Annotated in this window: 28 protein-coding genes; all 28 read right to left on the bottom strand. The window is 48.8% G+C overall.

The features are described 5' to 3' along the window. Entirely contained in the window at positions 1 to 357 is a 357-nt protein-coding gene (rpsM, locus tag AACH44_RS01890) for a 30S ribosomal protein S13 (RefSeq protein WP_005970252.1), read from the bottom strand. A 146-nt stretch (positions 358 to 503) separates the two neighbouring features. Further along, positions 504 to 620 (bottom strand): 50S ribosomal protein L36, encoded by a 117-nt coding sequence (rpmJ, locus tag AACH44_RS01885; RefSeq protein WP_002227352.1) that lies wholly within the window; start codon positions 618 to 620, stop codon positions 504 to 506. A 33-nt stretch (positions 621 to 653) separates the two neighbouring features. Continuing rightward, complete coding sequence (secY, locus tag AACH44_RS01880; protein WP_005970255.1) at positions 654 to 1,985, bottom strand: preprotein translocase subunit SecY; 1,332 nt, start codon at positions 1,983 to 1,985, stop codon at positions 654 to 656. A 7-nt stretch (positions 1,986 to 1,992) separates the two neighbouring features. Next, positions 1,993 to 2,427 carry a 50S ribosomal protein L15 gene (gene rplO, locus AACH44_RS01875; protein ID WP_261846677.1) on the bottom strand — a complete coding sequence of 145 codons (435 nt, stop codon included), beginning with the start codon at positions 2,425 to 2,427 and terminating at the stop codon, positions 1,993 to 1,995. A 3-nt stretch (positions 2,428 to 2,430) separates the two neighbouring features. Further along, positions 2,431 to 2,610 carry a 50S ribosomal protein L30 gene (rpmD, locus tag AACH44_RS01870; protein WP_004846568.1) on the bottom strand — a complete coding sequence of 60 codons (180 nt, stop codon included), beginning with the start codon at positions 2,608 to 2,610 and terminating at the stop codon, positions 2,431 to 2,433. Positions 2,611 to 2,615: 5 nt separating this feature from the next. Then, entirely contained in the window at positions 2,616 to 3,116 is a 501-nt protein-coding gene (gene rpsE, locus AACH44_RS01865; RefSeq protein ID WP_005970257.1) for a 30S ribosomal protein S5, read from the bottom strand. Between the two features lie 14 nt (positions 3,117 to 3,130). After that, positions 3,131 to 3,484, bottom strand: coding sequence for a 50S ribosomal protein L18 (rplR, locus tag AACH44_RS01860; RefSeq protein WP_010286111.1), 354 nt, complete (start codon positions 3,482 to 3,484; stop codon positions 3,131 to 3,133). Positions 3,485 to 3,493: 9 nt separating this feature from the next. Further along, positions 3,494 to 4,027 (bottom strand): 50S ribosomal protein L6, encoded by a 534-nt coding sequence (rplF, locus tag AACH44_RS01855; RefSeq protein ID WP_005970259.1) that lies wholly within the window; start codon positions 4,025 to 4,027, stop codon positions 3,494 to 3,496. A gap of 12 nt (positions 4,028 to 4,039) precedes the next feature. Then, positions 4,040 to 4,432: a 30S ribosomal protein S8 gene (gene rpsH / locus AACH44_RS01850; protein WP_005970261.1), complete on the bottom strand. Its 393-nt coding sequence runs from the start codon at positions 4,430 to 4,432 to the stop codon at positions 4,040 to 4,042. 33 nt (positions 4,433 to 4,465) lie between these two features. Then, positions 4,466 to 4,771 (bottom strand): 30S ribosomal protein S14, encoded by a 306-nt coding sequence (gene rpsN / locus AACH44_RS01845; RefSeq protein WP_010286114.1) that lies wholly within the window; start codon positions 4,769 to 4,771, stop codon positions 4,466 to 4,468. A gap of 13 nt (positions 4,772 to 4,784) precedes the next feature. Then, positions 4,785 to 5,324 (bottom strand): 50S ribosomal protein L5, encoded by a 540-nt coding sequence (gene rplE, locus AACH44_RS01840; protein ID WP_005970265.1) that lies wholly within the window; start codon positions 5,322 to 5,324, stop codon positions 4,785 to 4,787. 14 nt (positions 5,325 to 5,338) lie between these two features. After that, the gene (gene rplX / locus AACH44_RS01835) at positions 5,339 to 5,653 is read right to left on the bottom strand and encodes a 50S ribosomal protein L24 (protein ID WP_005970267.1); all 315 of its coding nucleotides are present in this window, start codon (positions 5,651 to 5,653) and stop codon (positions 5,339 to 5,341) included. Between the two features lie 10 nt (positions 5,654 to 5,663). Beyond that, positions 5,664 to 6,035: a 50S ribosomal protein L14 gene (gene rplN / locus AACH44_RS01830; protein ID WP_000613954.1), complete on the bottom strand. Its 372-nt coding sequence runs from the start codon at positions 6,033 to 6,035 to the stop codon at positions 5,664 to 5,666. Between the two features lie 163 nt (positions 6,036 to 6,198). Then, positions 6,199 to 6,453, bottom strand: a complete 255-nt coding sequence (gene rpsQ / locus AACH44_RS01825; RefSeq protein WP_005970270.1) for a 30S ribosomal protein S17 — start codon at positions 6,451 to 6,453, stop codon at positions 6,199 to 6,201. Continuing rightward, positions 6,453 to 6,644, bottom strand: coding sequence for a 50S ribosomal protein L29 (gene rpmC, locus AACH44_RS01820; protein WP_005970272.1), 192 nt, complete (start codon positions 6,642 to 6,644; stop codon positions 6,453 to 6,455). Before rpmC ends, rpsQ begins: the two co-directional genes overlap by 1 nt. Next, positions 6,644 to 7,054, bottom strand: coding sequence for a 50S ribosomal protein L16 (gene rplP / locus AACH44_RS01815; RefSeq protein WP_005970273.1), 411 nt, complete (start codon positions 7,052 to 7,054; stop codon positions 6,644 to 6,646). Before rplP ends, rpmC begins: the two co-directional genes overlap by 1 nt. Positions 7,055 to 7,066: 12 nt before the next feature. After that, on the bottom strand, positions 7,067 to 7,768 hold the full coding sequence (gene rpsC / locus AACH44_RS01810) for a 30S ribosomal protein S3 (RefSeq protein ID WP_005970274.1): 702 nt from the start codon (positions 7,766 to 7,768) through the stop codon (positions 7,067 to 7,069). A gap of 17 nt (positions 7,769 to 7,785) precedes the next feature. Continuing rightward, complete coding sequence (rplV, locus tag AACH44_RS01805) at positions 7,786 to 8,118, bottom strand: 50S ribosomal protein L22 (RefSeq protein ID WP_005970275.1); 333 nt, start codon at positions 8,116 to 8,118, stop codon at positions 7,786 to 7,788. Positions 8,119 to 8,132: 14 nt separating this feature from the next. Continuing rightward, entirely contained in the window at positions 8,133 to 8,411 is a 279-nt protein-coding gene (rpsS, locus tag AACH44_RS01800; protein WP_004929772.1) for a 30S ribosomal protein S19, read from the bottom strand. A 16-nt stretch (positions 8,412 to 8,427) separates the two neighbouring features. Continuing rightward, complete coding sequence (rplB, locus tag AACH44_RS01795; protein ID WP_005970276.1) at positions 8,428 to 9,249, bottom strand: 50S ribosomal protein L2; 822 nt, start codon at positions 9,247 to 9,249, stop codon at positions 8,428 to 8,430. Positions 9,250 to 9,266: 17 nt separating this feature from the next. Continuing rightward, complete coding sequence (gene rplW / locus AACH44_RS01790) at positions 9,267 to 9,569, bottom strand: 50S ribosomal protein L23 (RefSeq protein ID WP_225085986.1); 303 nt, start codon at positions 9,567 to 9,569, stop codon at positions 9,267 to 9,269. Further along, entirely contained in the window at positions 9,566 to 10,171 is a 606-nt protein-coding gene (gene rplD / locus AACH44_RS01785) for a 50S ribosomal protein L4 (protein ID WP_005970278.1), read from the bottom strand. The genes rplW and rplD overlap by 4 nt, the downstream gene beginning before the upstream one ends. 10 nt (positions 10,172 to 10,181) lie before the next feature. Next, entirely contained in the window at positions 10,182 to 10,811 is a 630-nt protein-coding gene (gene rplC, locus AACH44_RS01780) for a 50S ribosomal protein L3 (RefSeq protein ID WP_014701620.1), read from the bottom strand. Positions 10,812 to 10,843: 32 nt separating this feature from the next. Further along, positions 10,844 to 11,155 (bottom strand): 30S ribosomal protein S10, encoded by a 312-nt coding sequence (gene rpsJ, locus AACH44_RS01775; protein ID WP_001181005.1) that lies wholly within the window; start codon positions 11,153 to 11,155, stop codon positions 10,844 to 10,846. 308 nt (positions 11,156 to 11,463) lie between these two features. Then, positions 11,464 to 11,937: a bacterioferritin gene (gene bfr, locus AACH44_RS01770; RefSeq protein ID WP_261846678.1), complete on the bottom strand. Its 474-nt coding sequence runs from the start codon at positions 11,935 to 11,937 to the stop codon at positions 11,464 to 11,466. Positions 11,938 to 12,009: 72 nt separating this feature from the next. Next, the gene (gene bfd / locus AACH44_RS01765) at positions 12,010 to 12,204 is read right to left on the bottom strand and encodes a bacterioferritin-associated ferredoxin (RefSeq protein ID WP_261846877.1); all 195 of its coding nucleotides are present in this window, start codon (positions 12,202 to 12,204) and stop codon (positions 12,010 to 12,012) included. Positions 12,205 to 12,407: 203 nt separating this feature from the next. Next, on the bottom strand, positions 12,408 to 13,592 hold the full coding sequence (tuf, locus tag AACH44_RS01760) for an elongation factor Tu (RefSeq protein WP_261846679.1): 1,185 nt from the start codon (positions 13,590 to 13,592) through the stop codon (positions 12,408 to 12,410). Between the two features lie 69 nt (positions 13,593 to 13,661). Next, positions 13,662 to 15,776, bottom strand: coding sequence for an elongation factor G (gene fusA / locus AACH44_RS01755; protein WP_261846680.1), 2,115 nt, complete (start codon positions 15,774 to 15,776; stop codon positions 13,662 to 13,664). Positions 15,777 to 15,813: the final 37 nt, after the last annotated feature.

Raw genomic sequence — 15,813 nt, 5'->3', positions numbered from 1 at the left:
TTATTTCTTGATCGGTTTGCGCGGACCCTTACGGGTACGGGCGTTAGTCTTGGTACGCTGACCGCGAACCGGCAGACCACGACGATGACGCAAACCACGATAAGTACCAAGGTCCATAAGACGCTTGATGCTCAGGGTAACTTCACGACGCAGATCACCTTCTACAACAAACTTGGCAACTTCGTCACGCAGCTTATCGATTTGCTCTTCAGACAGCTCACTGATCTTAACATTCTCGGCAATCCCTGTGGCAGCACAAATAGCCTGCGACCGAGTTTTACCGATACCGAAAATTGACGTTAACGCAATTACGGTATGTTTATGATCAGGAATGTTAATGCCTGCTATACGGGCCACTATGCACTCCTACAATTTTATACAGCAACACCATTCTGAAAAGCCCGTTTTCAGGATACTCAAATAATGTTGCAGCTACATACAAAAGATTGGCTGGCTAATCTAGCCAGCTCAATCCAACTTTGCAAGAAAAATATGCGAGATAATCAGCCTTGACGCTGTTTATGCTTCGGTTCGGCACTGCAGATCACACGAACGACACCGTTACGCTTAACAATCTTACAGTTACGACATAATTTCTTGACGGAAGCACGAACTTTCATTTTTACTCTCCGTAACTTCTCAAGCTCACCTAATTAACGGTTATAGCCTTTCAGGTTTGCTTTCTTCAATGCAGACTCATATTGACTCGACATCATCAGAGTTTGCACTTGAGCCATAAAGTCCATGATGACGACAACAACGATCAATAAAGATGTACCACCGAAATAGAAAGGTACTTTCATTGCGTCACGCATAAACTCCGGGATCAGGCAGATAAAAGTAATATACATCGCACCAATCAGAGTCAGACGAGTCATTACTTTATCGATATATTTCGCCGTTTGCTCTCCCGGACGAATTCCTGGCACGAATGCACCGGACTTCTTCAGGTTATCTGCTGTTTCACGCGGGTTGAAAACCAACGCAGTGTAGAAGAAACAGAAGAAGATGATTGCAGACGCATAGAGTAACACATAAAGCGGTTGTCCGGGCTGCAAATACAGCGAAATAGTTGTCAGCCAGTTCCAACCGGTACCGCCCCCAAACCAGGATGCAATCGTGGCAGGGAACAGAATAATACTAGAAGCGAAGATCGCTGGAATAACACCAGCCATATTCACTTTCAGTGGTAAATGCGTACTCTGTGCTGCATAAACACGACGACCTTGTTGACGTTTTGCATAATTAACGACGATCCGACGTTGACCACGCTCAATGAAAACAACGAAGAAGGTTACTGCAAACACTAAAACTGCAACCAACAGCAACAGGAGGAAGTGCAGGTCGCCTTGCCGAGCTTGCTCGATGGTATGGCCAATGGCCGGCGGGAGGCCCGCAACAATACCAGCAAAGATTATGATCGAGATACCGTTACCGATACCACGTTCCGTAATCTGTTCTCCCAGCCACATCAGGAACATTGTCCCAGTAACCAGACTTACAACAGCGGTAAAGTAGAAAGCAAAACCTGGATTTATCACCAAATCTTGCATTCCAGGCATATTCGGCAAACCGGTAGCAATACCGATAGATTGGAATATAGCCAACACCAAGGTACCGTAGCGAGTATACTGGCTAATCTTACGACGGCCAGCTTCCCCTTCTTTCTTTATTTCAGCCAAGGCGGGATGAACCACCGTCAGCAACTGGATAATAATTGATGCCGAAATATACGGCATAATACCCAGAGCAAAGATAGAAGCACGGCTGAGAGCACCACCAGAGAACATGTTAAACATTTCAATGATGGTGCCTCGCTGCTGTTCAAGCAATTTGGCAAGCACAGTGGCATCAATACCAGGGATCGGGATAAAAGAGCCAATACGGAAAACAATTAGCGCACCGATAACAAACAAAAGTCTGCGCTTCAGTTCACCAACTCCGCCTTTAGCACTCTGAAAATCTAATCCTGGTTGCTTAGCCATCTGCTACTTATTCCTCAATTTTACCGCCAGCAGCTTCGATAGCAGCACGAGCACCTTTAGTGACACGCAGACCACGAATCGTTACCGGACGAGCAACTTCACCAGACAGAATCACTTTCGCGAATTCAATCTGAATGCCAATAACATTCGCGGCTTTCAGCGTATTCAGGTCAACTACGTCGCCTTCTACTTTAGCTAAATCAGACAGACGAACTTCTGCCGTGATCATCGCTTTGCGAGAAGTAAAACCGAATTTCGGCAGACGACGATATAAAGGCATCTGACCGCCTTCAAAACCACGGCGCACGCCACCGCCAGAACGAGAGTTCTGACCTTTGTGACCACGACCACTGGTTTTGCCCAAGCCAGAACCGATACCACGACCTAAACGCTTCGGTGCGTGTTTAGCACCTTCGGCCGGAGACAGAGTATTTAAACGCATCTGTTACTCCTCTACTTTAACCATGTAGGAAACCGCGTTGACCATACCGCGAACCGCAGGAGTATCCTCACGTTCAACTGTATGACCAATACGACGCAGACCCAGGCCAAGCAGTGTCGCCTTATGTTTCGGCAGACGACCGATTGCACTACGGGTTTGAGTAATTTTAATAGTCTTTGCCACGGTCATTACCCCAGAATTTCTTCAACGGATTTACCACGCTTGGCAGCGACCATTTCCGGGGACTTCATATTGGCCAAACCATCAATCGTTGCACGAACCACGTTAATCGGGTTAGTGGAACCATAGGCTTTAGCCAATACGTTGTGAACCCCTGCAACTTCCAAAACGGCGCGCATTGCACCACCGGCAATAATACCGGTACCTTCGGAAGCTGGCTGCATGAACACACGAGAACCCGTGTGAGCACCTTTAACTGGGTGCTGCAGGGTGCCGTTGTTCAGCGCGACATTCATCATATTGCGACGGGCTTTTTCCATCGCTTTCTGGATCGCTGCTGGAACTTCGCGAGCTTTACCGTAACCAAAACCGACGCGGCCGTTGCCATCACCCACTACAGTCAGTGCGGTGAAGCTGAAAATACGACCACCTTTAACGGTTTTAGATACGCGATTTACCGCGATCAGCTTTTCCTGCAGTTCGCCAGCTTGTTTCTCGATGTGAGCCATCTTACACCTCTACCTTAGAACTGAAGGCCAGCTTCACGGGCAGCATCTGCCAGTGCTTGGACTCGACCATGATATTGGAAACCGGAACGGTCGAAAGAGACATCTTTGATGCCTTTTTCTAACGCGCGTTCTGCAATAGCTTTACCTATTGCACTTGCTGCGTCTTTATTACCGGTAGACTTCAGTTGTTCAGCGATAGCTTTTTCTACAGTAGAAGCGGCTACCAGGACTTCAGAACCGTTCGGTGCAATGACCTGCGCATAAATATGGCGTGGAGTACGATGTACCACCAGACGCGTCGCACCCAGTTCCTGGAGCTTGCGGCGTGCGCGGGTCGCACGACGGATACGAGCTGCTTTCTTATCCATAGTGTTACCTTACTTCTTCTTAGCCTCTTTGGTACGCACGACTTCGTCGGCGTAACGGACACCCTTGCCTTTATAAGGCTCAGGACGACGGTAGGCGCGTAATTCCGCAGCGACCTGACCAATAACCTGTTTATCAGCACCTTTCAGTACGATTTCAGTTTGGCTTGGGCATTCTGCAGTAATACCTGCCGGCAGTGCATGCTCTACTGGGTGAGAAAACCCAAGAGACAGGTTAACCACATTGCCTTTAACAGCAGCACGGTAACCAACACCAACCAGTTGCAGCTTCTTAGTGAAGCCTTCGGTAACACCGATAACCATTGCGTTCAACAGAGCGCGAGTGGTACCCGCTTGGGCCCATCCGTCAACGAAGCCTTCGCGCGGGGCGAAAGTCAGAGCGTTGTCAGCTTGTTTCACTTCAACAGCATCATGGATCTTACGACTCAGCTCGCCGTTTTTACCCTTAATCGAAACATCCTGACCGTTGAGTTTTACCTCTACGCCGGCAGGAATGACGACGGGTGCTTTTGCAACACGAGACATTTTTCCTCCCGATTAAGCTACGTAGCAGATAATCTCGCCACCAAGACCAGCTTGGCGAGCTGCACGATCAGTCATAACACCTTTAGAGGTAGAAACAACTGCGATACCCAAACCGGCCATAACTTTTGGCAGCTCATCTTTTCTTTTATAGATGCGCAGACCTGGACGGCTTACTCGCTGAATGCTTTCTACCACTGCCTTGCCCTGGAAATATTTAAGTTCTAATTCCAGAACTGGCTTGGTGTCGCCTTCGATTTTGAAATCTTCAATATAACCTTCTTCCTTCAGCACGTTGGCAATTGCCACTTTCAGCTTGGAGGAAGGCATGGTGACCGCAACTTTGTTCGCGGCTTGACCGTTACGGATACGGGTCAGCATATCCGCGATCGGATCTTGCATGCTCATCTGTCTTTACTCCCGTGATTCAATTGGTGACAATTACCAGCTAGCCTTTTTCAGACCCGGAATTTCACCGCGCATAGCGGCTTCACGGACCTTGATACGGCTCAACCCGAACTTCCGCAGGAAAGCGTGCGGACGACCAGTTTGGCGGCAGCGATTACGCTGACGAGACGGGCTGGAATCACGCGGCAGAGTCTGCAGCTTAAGAACAGCATCCCAACGATCTTCGTCGGATGAGTTCACACCAGAGATGATAGCTTTCAATTCCTCGCGTTTAGCGCGGTATTTTTCAGCCAGTTTCACACGAACAACTTCGCGTGCTTTCATGGATTGCTTAGCCATTAGTAACCCTGCCTTACTTGCGGAATGGGAAGTTAAAGGCGGCCAACAGCGCACGGCCTTCATCATCGGATTTCGCAGTGGTGGTAATGGTAATGTCCAAACCACGAACGCGATCGACTTTATCGTAGTCGATTTCCGGGAAGATGATCTGCTCACGCACACCCATGCTGTAGTTACCACGACCATCGAATGACTTGGCAGACAAGCCACGGAAGTCACGGATACGCGGTACAGCAATGGAAATCAGTCGCTCAAGGAACTCCCACATGCGTTCGCCACGCAGAGTTACTTTACAGCCGATCGGATAGCCCTGACGGATTTTGAAGCCTGCAACAGATTTGCGTGCTTTGGTGATCAACGGTTTTTGACCGGAGATTGCTGCCAGATCAGCTGCTGCATTATCCAGCAGTTTCTTGTCAGCGATCGCTTCACCAACACCCATATTCAGGGTGATCTTCTCGACCCGAGGGACTTGCATGACAGAATTGTAGTTAAACTCAGTCATGAGTTTTTTAACTACTTCGTCTTTGTAGTAATCATGCAGTTTCGCCATCGTACTACTCCAAATTACTTGATAGTTTCGCTATTAGATTTAAAGAAGCGGACTTTTTTTCCGTCTTCGAATCTAAAGCCTACACGGTCAGCCTTACCAGTTGCCGCATTGAAGATTGCAAGGTTAGAAACTTGAATTGCAGCTTCTTTTTCAACGATGCCACCTGGTTGGTTCAGGGCCGGAACCGGCTTCTGATGTTTTTTAACCAGATTAATACCTTCAACAATGACCTTACTAGCAGACAGGACATTTTTTACTTTACCGCGCTTACCTTTATCTTTGCCGGTTAGCACAATAACTTCGTCATCACGACGGATTTTCGCTGCCATGATTCGCTCCTTAAAGTACTTCTGGTGCCAGAGAGATAATTTTCATGAACTTCTCATTACGCAGTTCACGAGTTACCGGCCCAAAAATACGCGTACCGATAGGCTGTTCGCTGTTATTGTTTAAAATAACGCAAGCATTTCCATCGAAGCGAATGACAGAACCGTCCGGGCGACGAACACCCTTCTTGGTGCGCACCACTACCGCCTTCAGAACATCGCCTTTTTTCACCTTACCTCGAGGAATTGCTTCCTTGATGGTAATTTTGATGATATCGCCGACGCCTGCGTAGCGACGGTGCGAGCCACCTAGAACCTTGATACACATTACGCGACGTGCACCGGAATTATCGGCCACGTTCAGCATAGTCTGTTCTTGGATCATTTTAGTGCTCCGCTAATGTCAACTACTACTTTAGGACCCTTTCGGGCCATTAAATACCCCATAATTGAGGGCGCGGCATTATAACACCGCTTCCTTGGTATGGGTAGAAAAAATAAACGGCCCTTTGCAGAGCCGTTTATCATAAGAGAAGAGCGCTACTTTATTACAGAATCGCTTTCTCTACAACGCGAACAAGTGTCCAAGACTTAGTTTTGGACAGCGGACGGCATTCATGGATTTCAACCACGTCACCGATACCGCATTCATTGTTCTCGTCATGTACGTGCAGCTTAGTCGTACGTTTAATGAATTTACCGTAAAGCGGGTGTTTCACGAAACGTTCGATAGCAACAACAATGGATTTCTCCATTTTGTCGCTTACAACACGACCTTGCAAAGTACGGATTTTATCGGTCATTACGCACCCGCCTTCTCAGTCAGTAAAGTCTTAACACGTGCAATATTGTGACGCACTTGTTTTACCAGGTGAGTCTGTTGCAACTGACCACTGGCAGCCTGCATACGCAGGTTAAATTGCTCGCGCAGCAAGCCGAGCAGTTCAGTGTTCAGCTCTTCAACGCTCTTTTCACGCAGCTCATTTGCTTTCATTACATCACCGTCTTAGTTACAAAGGTGGTTTTGATAGGCAGTTTCGCTGCTGCCAGTTGGAATGCCTCACGGGCTAACTCTTCCGGCACACCGTCCATTTCGTACAGGACTTTACCTGGCTGAATCAAGGCAACCCAATATTCCACGTTACCTTTACCTTTACCCATACGAACTTCAAGCGGTTTCTCGGTGATCGGTTTGTCCGGGAATACGCGGATCCAGATCTTACCTTGACGCTTAACAGCACGAGTCATGGCACGACGTGCAGCTTCGATTTGACGAGCAGTCAGGCGACCGCGGCCAACAGCTTTCAGACCGAAAGTGCCGAAGCTAACATCCGTACCCTGCGCCAGACCACGGTTGCGGCCCTTGTGCACCTTACGGAATTTTGTACGCTTTGGTTGTAACATCAGCGACTCTCCTTACTTGCGGCCTTTACGCTGCTGCTTTTTAGGTTGAGCAGCCGGTTTTTCCGGTTGTTCAACGGCAGCCATACCACCCAGGATCTCACCTTTGAAGATCCACACTTTCACACCGATAACACCATAAGTGGTGTGCGCTTCGGAAGTGTTGTAATCGATATCCGCACGCAGTGTATGCAACGGAACACGACCCTCACGGTACCATTCGGTACGCGCGATTTCAGCGCCGCCAAGACGGCCACTTACTTCAACTTTAATACCTTTAGCGCCTAGACGCATGGCATTCTGTACCGCACGCTTCATAGCACGACGGAACATCACACGACGCTCCAGCTGAGAAGTGATGCTGTCAGCAACCAGTTTTGCGTCCAGTTCAGGTTTACGAACTTCTGCGATATTGATCTGTGCAGGTACGCCAGCGATATCCGCTACGACTTTGCGCAGTTTTTCAACATCTTCACCTTTTTTACCGATCACGATGCCTGGACGAGCGGTGTGAATAGTCACACGGATGCTTTTTGCAGGACGTTCGATAACGATACGAGAAACGGAAGCCTTCTCCAGTTCCTTCGTCAGGTATTTACGAACTTTAAAATCGCTGTCCAGGTTGTCAGCGAATTCTTTGGTATTCGCATACCAGGTAGAGTTCCAAGGTTTGACAATACCCAGGCGAATACCATTAGGATGTACTTTCTGACCCATTGCTAGTCTCCAGAGTCTCAGCGATCGGACACAACCACAGTAATGTGGCTGGTACGCTTCAGGATGCGATCCGCACGGCCTTTAGCACGCGGCATAATGCGCTTCATGCTTGGGCCTTCGTCAACGAAAATTTTCGCGACTTTCAGATCATCAATGTCAGCGCCATCGTTGTGTTCTGCGTTAGCAATAGCAGACTCCAGCACTTTTTTAACCAGACCAGCAGCTTTCTTGTTGGTGTAGGTCAGAACTTCCAGAGCTTGCGACACTTTCTTACCGCGGATCAGGTCTGCCACCAGGCGAACCTTTTGAGCAGAAGAACGAGCGTGGCAATGTTTAGCGATAGTTTCCATCTCTTCCTCCTACCTTAGCGCTTCTTGGCCTTTTTGTCGGCCGCATGGCCGCGATAAGTACGAGTCGGCGCGAATTCACCCAGCTTGTGACCGACCATTTCATCGGAAACAAACACCGGAACGTGCTGACGACCATTATGGACAGCGATGGTCAAACCGATCATATTTGGAAAGATCGTTGAACGACGGGACCAAGTGCGCAAAGGCTTCTTGTCTCCGCTTTCCACCGCTTTCTCTACCTTCTTCAGCAAGTGCAGGTCAATAAATGGACCTTTCTTGAGAGAACGTGGCATGGTTTATCCTCTAAGATTATTTAGTACGGCGACGTACGATAAATTTATCAGTACGCTTGTTGCTGCGGGTCTTTTTACCTTTGGTCTGAAGGCCCCACGGACTCACCGGGTGCTTACCAAAGTTACGACCTTCACCACCACCGTGTGGGTGGTCGACTGGGTTCATTGCCGTACCGCGAACGGTAGGACGAACACCACGCCAGCGTGCAGCACCAGCTTTACCCAGAACGCGCAGCATGTGCTCAGCGTTGCCAACTTCGCCCAGCGTAGCGCGGCAGTCGGATTCGACTTTACGCATTTCGCCAGAACGCAGACGCAGGGTAACGTAAGAACCATCACGAGCAACGATCTGAACGTAAGTACCAGCAGAACGAGCCAACTGGCCGCCTTTACCTGGTTTCATTTCTACGTTGTGAACCGTTGAACCGACTGGGATGTTACGCATCGGCAGAGTGTTACCCGCTTTAATCGCAGCATCAACGCCAGACTGAATCTGGTCGCCGGCTTTCAGGCCTTTCGGCGCCAGAATGTAACGACGCTCGCCGTCTTTATACAGAACCAGCGCGATATTCGCGGAACGGTTCGGATCATACTCCAGACGCTCAACAACCGCAGGAATACCGTCTTTGTTGCGTTTAAAGTCAACAATACGATAAGCCTGTTTGTGACCACCACCGATATGACGGGTAGTGATGCGGCCATTGTTGTTACGGCCACCGGATTTGCTGTTCTTTTCCAGCAACGGGGCATAAGGTTTGCCCTTGTGCAGCTCAGGGTTAACCACTTTAACAACGTGGCGACGACCCGGAGATGTCGGTTTACATTTAACAACTGCCATTGTCTTTCTCCTCCGACTTACTCAGCGCCGCCGATGAAGTCCAGATTCTGGCCTTCTTTTAGGGTGACGTAAGCTTTTTTCCAGTCGCTGCGACGACCAATACGCTGTCCGTGACGCTTAACTTTACCCTTAACTACCAGGGTGTTTACGCCTTTAACTTCTACTTCGAACAGTTTCTCTACAGCAGCAACGATCTCTGCTTTAGTCGCGTCTTTAGCAACTTTGAGAACGATGGTGTTAGTTTTTTCCATCGCGGTAGATGCTTTTTCAGATACGTGCGGCGCGCGCAGTACTTTCAGCAGACGTTCTTCACGGATCATGCCAGCATCTCCTCAACTTGCTTAACTGCATCAGCAGTCATAACGACTTTGTCGAAGGCGATCAGGCTAACTGGGTCGATTGCTGCTGCATCACGCACATCAACCTTGTACAGGTTACGCGCAGCCAGGAACAGATTCTCATCCAGTTCACCGGTGATGATCAACACGTCTTCCAGTGCCATTTCTTTCAGTTTCTGAGCCAGCAACTTAGTTTTCGGTGCTTCTACAGAAAACGTCTCGACAACGATCAGACGATCTTGACGTACCAGTTCGGACAGAATGCTTTTCAGCGCGCCGCGGTACATCTTTTTGTTAACTTTCTGACTGTGGTCCTGAGGCTTAGCAGCGAAGGTCACACCACCGGAACGCCAGATCGGGCTCTTAGCAGAGCCTGAACGCGCACGGCCAGTACCTTTCTGACGCCAAGGTTTTTTACCGGAACCAGTTACTTCAGCACGGGTCTTCTGGGCGCGAGTACCTTGACGGGCACCTGCTGCATAAGCAACAACAACCTGATGTACCAGCGCTTCGTTGAAATCACGACCGAAGGTAGTTTCGGAAACAGTCAGCGCGCTTTGCGCGTCTTTCAATACTAATTCCATTGCTATCTCCTCACGCCTTCACAGCTGGTTTAACGATCAGGTCGCTACCGGTAGCTCCCGGAACAGCACCTTTAACCAGCAGCAGGTTGCGCTCAGCGTCAACACGCACTACGTCCAGGCTCTGAACGGTTACACGTTCGTTACCCAGCTGGCCTGCCATTTTCTTGCCTTTGAACACTTTGCCCGGAGTCTGGTTCTGACCGATAGAACCCGGAACGCGGTGAGACAAGGAGTTACCGTGGGTAGCATCCTGAGTACGGAAATTCCAGCGCTTAACTGTGCCAGCAAAACCTTTACCTTTAGATGTACCAGTAACGTCTACTTTTTTAACGTCAGCGAAAATTTCAACACTGATGCTCTGACCGATAGTGAACTCTTCGCCTTCAGACAGACGGAATTCACGCAGGGTACGACCAGCTTCTACACCAGCTTTAGCAAAGTGACCTGCTTCTGGCTTGGTAACACGGTTTGCTTTTTTAGCACCAGTAGTTACTTGCACAGCGCGGTAACCGTCGTTAGCCAGGTCTTTAACCTGAGTTACGCGGTTTGCTTCAATTTCGATAACAGTTACGGGGATAGATACGCCATCTTCAGTGAAGATACGGGTCATGCCCACTTTTTTACCGACTAAACCAATCATTGTTTCAACCTCTCAATCGCTCAATGACCTGATTAACCCAGGCTGATCTGCACGTCTACACCAGCAGCCAGATCCAGACGCATCAGAGCATCAACGGTTTTCTCGGTTGGCTCAACGATGTCAACCAGACGCTTGTGAGTGCGAATTTCGTACTGATCACGCGCGTCTTTATTGACGTGCGGAGAAATCAGAACGGTAAAGCGCTCTTTGCGGGTCGGCAGCGGGATCGGACCACGTACTTGCGCACCAGTGCGCTTAGCAGTCTCGACGATTTCCGCAGTTGATTGATCAATCAAACGATGATCAAACGCTTTCAGGCGGATACGGATTCTTTGGTTCTGCATGAGACCAGAGCTCCAATTATTTATAAACGTAAATGATTACTCCTCACACCCATTTCGATTGATGGGGGAGTGTAATCGTCAGCACATAACCCCCATATCGGGAGTATTGTTTCGGGCGCAATAAACGAATATTGGCCCACTGATTCGGATTGAATCAGGCTTACCTTGTTTCAGTAAGCTCGCGCATTATACGTAAATTGGCTGGGGAAGCAACAAGCAGGATGAAATGATTTTAAATGTGGCCGGAACGATGTGAGTCAGTCCGGCCACATTAGGTATAAAACATATAGGATTGTACCTCTACTATGCTACTCAGCTTTTAGCTGGGCTTGAAGATAGTTTTGTATACCAAGGCGTGTAATCAAATCCAGCTCAGTTTCCAACCAGTCGATGTGCCCTTCTTCATCGGCAAGAATTTCTATCATTAAATCCCGGCTAACGTAGTCATGTACAGAGTCAGCATAGGAAATCGCCTCACGCAGATTCTTTGCACCATCCAACTCAAGTTGAAGGTCAGAACGTAAGACCTCTTCAACGTCCTCGCCAATATTTAACTTACCCAAATCCTGTAGATTCGGGATGCCTTCAAGAAACAGGATTCGTTCGATGTAGCGATCAGCATGTTTCATTTCGTCAATAGACTCATGATATTCGTGATCGTTAAGACGGGTTAAACCCCAGTTTTTAAACATGCGGGCATGAAGAAAATATTGGTTAATGGCTACCAGTTCGTTGCCCAATAATTTATTCAAGTGTGTGATGACTTTTTTATCGCCTTTCATGACATGCTCCTCCGCTCCAGTTCTTAAAGTGTAGAACCGGTCAGCAGAGAGTCAAAAAAACGACCCTACATTTTATGCTACTTCATACATGTCAGGAATTTTAGCCTGCTCTTCCTCAAAAATAACGCGCGCCTGGCGAATACACTTACCGCAATCTGTCCCGATAGGCACGAGTTTGCGCAATTGTTGCATAGATTGAGGCTGGTGCTGACGAACAGTATTACGAATGACTTTGTCAGAAATCGCGTTGCACAAACAAACATACATATCAGAATAACTCATTGTTATCGCGAGTGTCTTTTCACTACCTTTCAGGACACTACAACCAGCATTTGAAATCGCTCCTAGCGATTTTTTAACCAATCGAGTCATTGTAAATAGGAATTATTTTTATTTCAATTTCCATTTAATCATTGGGACGTAAAAAAAGGCACCGAAGTGCCTTTTTCATGCATTAAGTTTATCAGAGATTAAGCGATAACTTTAGCAACAACGCCCGCGCCTACAGTACGGCCGCCTTCACGGATTGCGAAACGCAAACCGTCATCCATCGCGATTGGGTGGATCAGGGTAACAACCATTTTGATGTTGTCGCCCGGCATTACCATCTCTACGCCTTCTGGCAGTTCGATGGTGCCCGTTACGTCAGTCGTACGGAAGTAGAACTGAGGACGGTAGCCTTTGAAGAACGGAGTATGACGGCCGCCTTCATCTTTGCTCAGGATATACACTTCGGATTCGAACTGAGTGTGCGGCTTGATTGAACCTGGCTTAGCCAGTACCTGACCACGTTCGATTTCTTCACGTTTGATACCACGCAGCAGAACACCAACGTTCTCACCTGCACGACCTTCGTCCAGCAGTTTGCGGAACATTTCTACGCCAGTACAGGTAGATTTCGCCGTATCTTTGATACCAACGATTTCAACTTCTTCACCGACTTTAACGATACCGCGCTCTACACGACCGGTAACAACGGTACCACGACCGGAGATGGAGAAAACGTCTTCGATTGGCAGCAGGAACGGCTTGTCAATCGCACGCTCTGGTTCTGGGATATAGCTATCCAGGTAACCAGCCAGTTCGATGATTTTGGCTTCCCACTCAGCTTCGCCTTCCAGCGCTTTCAGCGCAGAACCACGAACCACTGGCGTATCGTCGCCTGGGAAGTCGTACTGAGACAGCAGCTCACGCACTTCCATCTCAACCAGTTCCAGCAGCTCTTCGTCATCAACCATGTCACATTTGTTCAGGAACACGATGATGAAAGGAACGCCAACCTGACGACCCAGCAGGATGTGCTCACGAGTCTGAGGCATTGGGCCGTCAGTCGCAGCAACAACCAGGATCGCGCCGTCCATCTGGGCAGCACCGGTGATCATGTTTTTCACATAGTCGGCGTGTCCTGGGCAGTCAACGTGCGCATAGTGGCGAGACGGGGTATCGTATTCAACGTGAGACGTGTTGATGGTGATACCACGTGCTTTTTCTTCTGGTGCGTTATCGATCTGATCGAATGCACGTGCGCTACCACCGTAGGTTTTAGCCAGAACGGTAGTGATTGCAGCAGTCAGCGTTGTTTTACCATGGTCAACGTGGCCGATAGTACCGACGTTAACGTGGGGTTTTGTACGTTCAAATTTTTCTTTAGACACGGCGATATTCCTTACTCAAATGCTCTCCCCCTATGGAGAGAGCACGGGATTTTGTTTTAACCCTGAGGCTTATTTACCACGGGCTTCAATTACGGCCTGAGCAACGTTGTTAGGCGCATCATCATACTTCAGGAACTCCATGGAGTAAGAAGCACGACCTTTGGTCAGAGAACGCAGTTGAGTGGCGTATCCGAACATTTCAGACAACGGAACTTCAGCGTGAATAACAACGCCAGTAACGTTGGATTCCTGACCACGCAGCATACCACGACGACGGCTAAGGTCACCGATGACGTCACCCGTATTCTCTTCCGGCGTTTCAACTTCCACCTTCATGATCGGCTCAAGCAGAACAGGTTTTGCTTTCTTAAAGCCATCTTTAAAGGCGAGAGAAGCAGCCAGTTTAAACGCCAGTTCAGACGAGTCAACGTCATGGAAAGAACCGAAGTGCAGACGCACACCGAGATCAACCACTGGGTAACCAGCCAGTGGACCCGCTTTCAGCTGTTCCTGGATACCTTTATCAACGGCAGGAATGTATTCACCAGGAATTACACCACCTTTGATGTCGTTGACGAACTCGTAACCTTTCGGATTTGAGCCCGGCTCCAGCGGGTACATGTCGATAACAACATGACCATACTGACCACGACCACCAGACTGCTTGGCGTGTTTACCTTCGATATCGGTAACTTTCGCACGAATCGCTTCACGATAAGCAACCTGTGGTTTACCCACGTTCGCTTCAACGTTGAATTCACGCTTCATACGGTCAACGATGATATCGAGGTGCAATTCACCCATACCAGCGATGATAGTCTGGTTAGATTCTTCGTCAGTCCATACGCGGAAAGACGGGTCTTCTTTAGCCAGACGGCCCAATGCCAGCCCCATCTTTTCCTGGTCAGCTTTGGTTTTCGGTTCTACCGCGATGGAGATTACCGGCTCAGGGAATTCCATACGTTCCAAAATGATGGCGTTGTCTGGATCACACAGCGTGTCACCCGTCGTTACATCTTTCAGACCGATAGCAGCAGCGATATCGCCCGCACGAACTTCTTTGATCTCTTCACGCTTGTTAGCGTGCATCTGAACGATACGACCAAAACGCTCACGTGCTGATTTAACCGGGTTCAGTACGGTATCACCGGAGTTAACCACACCAGAATACACGCGGAAGAACGTCAGGTTACCCACAAACGGGTCGGTAGCAATTTTGAACGCCAGTGCAGCAAACGGCTCGTCATCACTTGCGTGACGCTCAGCCGGCGTGTCTTTACCGTCATCCAAAAGACCGTTGATCGCAGGTACATCAACTGGGGATGGCAGGTAGTCAACTACCGCATCCAGCATCGCCTGAACACCTTTGTTCTTAAAGGCAGAACCACAGGTTACCAGAATGATTTCGTTGTTCAGAACGCGCTGGCGCAGAGCTTTTTTGATCTCTTCTTCAGTCAGTTCTTCACCACCCAGATATTTCTCCATCAGCTCTTCAGAAGCTTCGGCCGCGGATTCGATCAGGTTTTGGTGCCATTCTTCAGCCAGATCTTGCATATCAGCCGGGATATCTTCGTATTCGAAGGTCACGCCCTGATCGGCATCATTCCAGTTGATGGCTTTCATTTTCACTAGGTCAACAACACCAGTGAAACCTTCTTCAGCACCAATTGCCAACTGCAGCGGAACAGGGTTCGCGCCCAGACGGGATTTGATCTGACCAACAACTTTCAGGAAATTCGCACCCATGCGGTCCATTTTGTTAACGAACGCAATGCGTGGAACTTTATATTTGTTTGCCTGACGCCATACGGTTTCAGACTGCGGCTGAACACCACCAACTGCGCAGTAAACCATTACCGCACCATCCAGTACACGCATGGAACGTTCTACTTCGATAGTGAAGTCAACGTGTCCCGGGGTGTCGATGATGTTTACGCGATGCGGTTCATACTGCTTAGCCATACCAGACCAGAATGCAGTAGTCGCTGCGGAGGTGATAGTAATACCACGCTCCTGCTCCTGCTCCATCCAGTCCATGGTAGCTGCGCCGTCATGAACTTCACCGATTTTATGGTTTACACCAGTGTAGAACAGAATACGTTCGGTAGTAGTGGTTTTACCGGCGTCGATGTGCGCACTGATACCGATGTTACGGTAGCGTGCGATGGGTGTTGTACGAGCCATTTGTATCCTCTATTTACTAGGGCGTTCAATTTAGTTA

Source organism: Pectobacterium araliae (assembly GCF_037076465.1).
Classification (GTDB): Bacteria; Pseudomonadota; Gammaproteobacteria; order Enterobacterales; family Enterobacteriaceae; genus Pectobacterium; species Pectobacterium araliae.
The sequence above is the reverse complement of the archived record's forward strand: the minus strand, read 5'-3'. Positions and strand labels throughout refer to the sequence as shown.

Excerpts from the sequence above, each read along its gene's own strand:
- rpmJ (WP_002227352.1), bottom strand. The coding sequence starts at position 620 with ATGAAAGTTCGTGCTTCCGTCAAGAAATTATGTCGTAACTGTAAGATT.
- secY (WP_005970255.1), bottom strand. The coding sequence starts at position 1,985 with ATGGCTAAGCAACCAGGATTAGATTTTCAGAGTGCTAAAGGCGGAGTT.
- rplO (WP_261846677.1), bottom strand. The coding sequence starts at position 2,427 with ATGCGTTTAAATACTCTGTCTCCGGCCGAAGGTGCTAAACACGCACCG.
- rpsE (WP_005970257.1), bottom strand. The coding sequence starts at position 3,116 with ATGGCTCACATCGAGAAACAAGCTGGCGAACTGCAGGAAAAGCTGATC.
- rplR (WP_010286111.1), bottom strand. The coding sequence starts at position 3,484 with ATGGATAAGAAAGCAGCTCGTATCCGTCGTGCGACCCGCGCACGCCGC.
- rplF (WP_005970259.1), bottom strand. The coding sequence starts at position 4,027 with ATGTCTCGTGTTGCAAAAGCACCCGTCGTCATTCCTGCCGGCGTAGAG.
- rpsH (WP_005970261.1), bottom strand. The coding sequence starts at position 4,432 with ATGAGCATGCAAGATCCGATCGCGGATATGCTGACCCGTATCCGTAAC.
- rpsN (WP_010286114.1), bottom strand. The coding sequence starts at position 4,771 with ATGGCTAAGCAATCCATGAAAGCACGCGAAGTTGTTCGTGTGAAACTG.
- rplE (WP_005970265.1), bottom strand. The coding sequence starts at position 5,324 with ATGGCGAAACTGCATGATTACTACAAAGACGAAGTAGTTAAAAAACTC.
- rplX (WP_005970267.1), bottom strand. The coding sequence starts at position 5,653 with ATGGCAGCGAAAATCCGTCGTGATGACGAAGTTATTGTGCTAACCGGC.
- rplN (WP_000613954.1), bottom strand. The coding sequence starts at position 6,035 with ATGATCCAAGAACAGACTATGCTGAACGTGGCCGATAATTCCGGTGCA.
- rpsQ (WP_005970270.1), bottom strand. The coding sequence starts at position 6,453 with ATGACCGATAAAATCCGTACTTTGCAAGGTCGTGTTGTAAGCGACAAA.
- rpmC (WP_005970272.1), bottom strand. The coding sequence starts at position 6,644 with ATGAAAGCAAATGAGCTGCGTGAAAAGAGCGTTGAAGAGCTGAACACT.
- rplP (WP_005970273.1), bottom strand. The coding sequence starts at position 7,054 with ATGTTACAACCAAAGCGTACAAAATTCCGTAAGGTGCACAAGGGCCGC.
- rpsC (WP_005970274.1), bottom strand. The coding sequence starts at position 7,768 with ATGGGTCAGAAAGTACATCCTAATGGTATTCGCCTGGGTATTGTCAAA.
- rplV (WP_005970275.1), bottom strand. The coding sequence starts at position 8,118 with ATGGAAACTATCGCTAAACATTGCCACGCTCGTTCTTCTGCTCAAAAG.
- rpsS (WP_004929772.1), bottom strand. The coding sequence starts at position 8,411 with ATGCCACGTTCTCTCAAGAAAGGTCCATTTATTGACCTGCACTTGCTG.
- rplB (WP_005970276.1), bottom strand. The coding sequence starts at position 9,249 with ATGGCAGTTGTTAAATGTAAACCGACATCTCCGGGTCGTCGCCACGTT.
- rplW (WP_225085986.1), bottom strand. The coding sequence starts at position 9,569 with ATGATCCGTGAAGAACGTCTGCTGAAAGTACTGCGCGCGCCGCACGTA.
- rplD (WP_005970278.1), bottom strand. The coding sequence starts at position 10,171 with ATGGAATTAGTATTGAAAGACGCGCAAAGCGCGCTGACTGTTTCCGAA.
- rplC (WP_014701620.1), bottom strand. The coding sequence starts at position 10,811 with ATGATTGGTTTAGTCGGTAAAAAAGTGGGCATGACCCGTATCTTCACT.
- rpsJ (WP_001181005.1), bottom strand. The coding sequence starts at position 11,155 with ATGCAGAACCAAAGAATCCGTATCCGCCTGAAAGCGTTTGATCATCGT.
- bfr (WP_261846678.1), bottom strand. The coding sequence starts at position 11,937 with ATGAAAGGCGATAAAAAAGTCATCACACACTTGAATAAATTATTGGGC.
- bfd (WP_261846877.1), bottom strand. The coding sequence starts at position 12,204 with ATGTATGTTTGTTTGTGCAACGCGATTTCTGACAAAGTCATTCGTAAT.
- fusA (WP_261846680.1), bottom strand. The coding sequence starts at position 15,776 with ATGGCTCGTACAACACCCATCGCACGCTACCGTAACATCGGTATCAGT.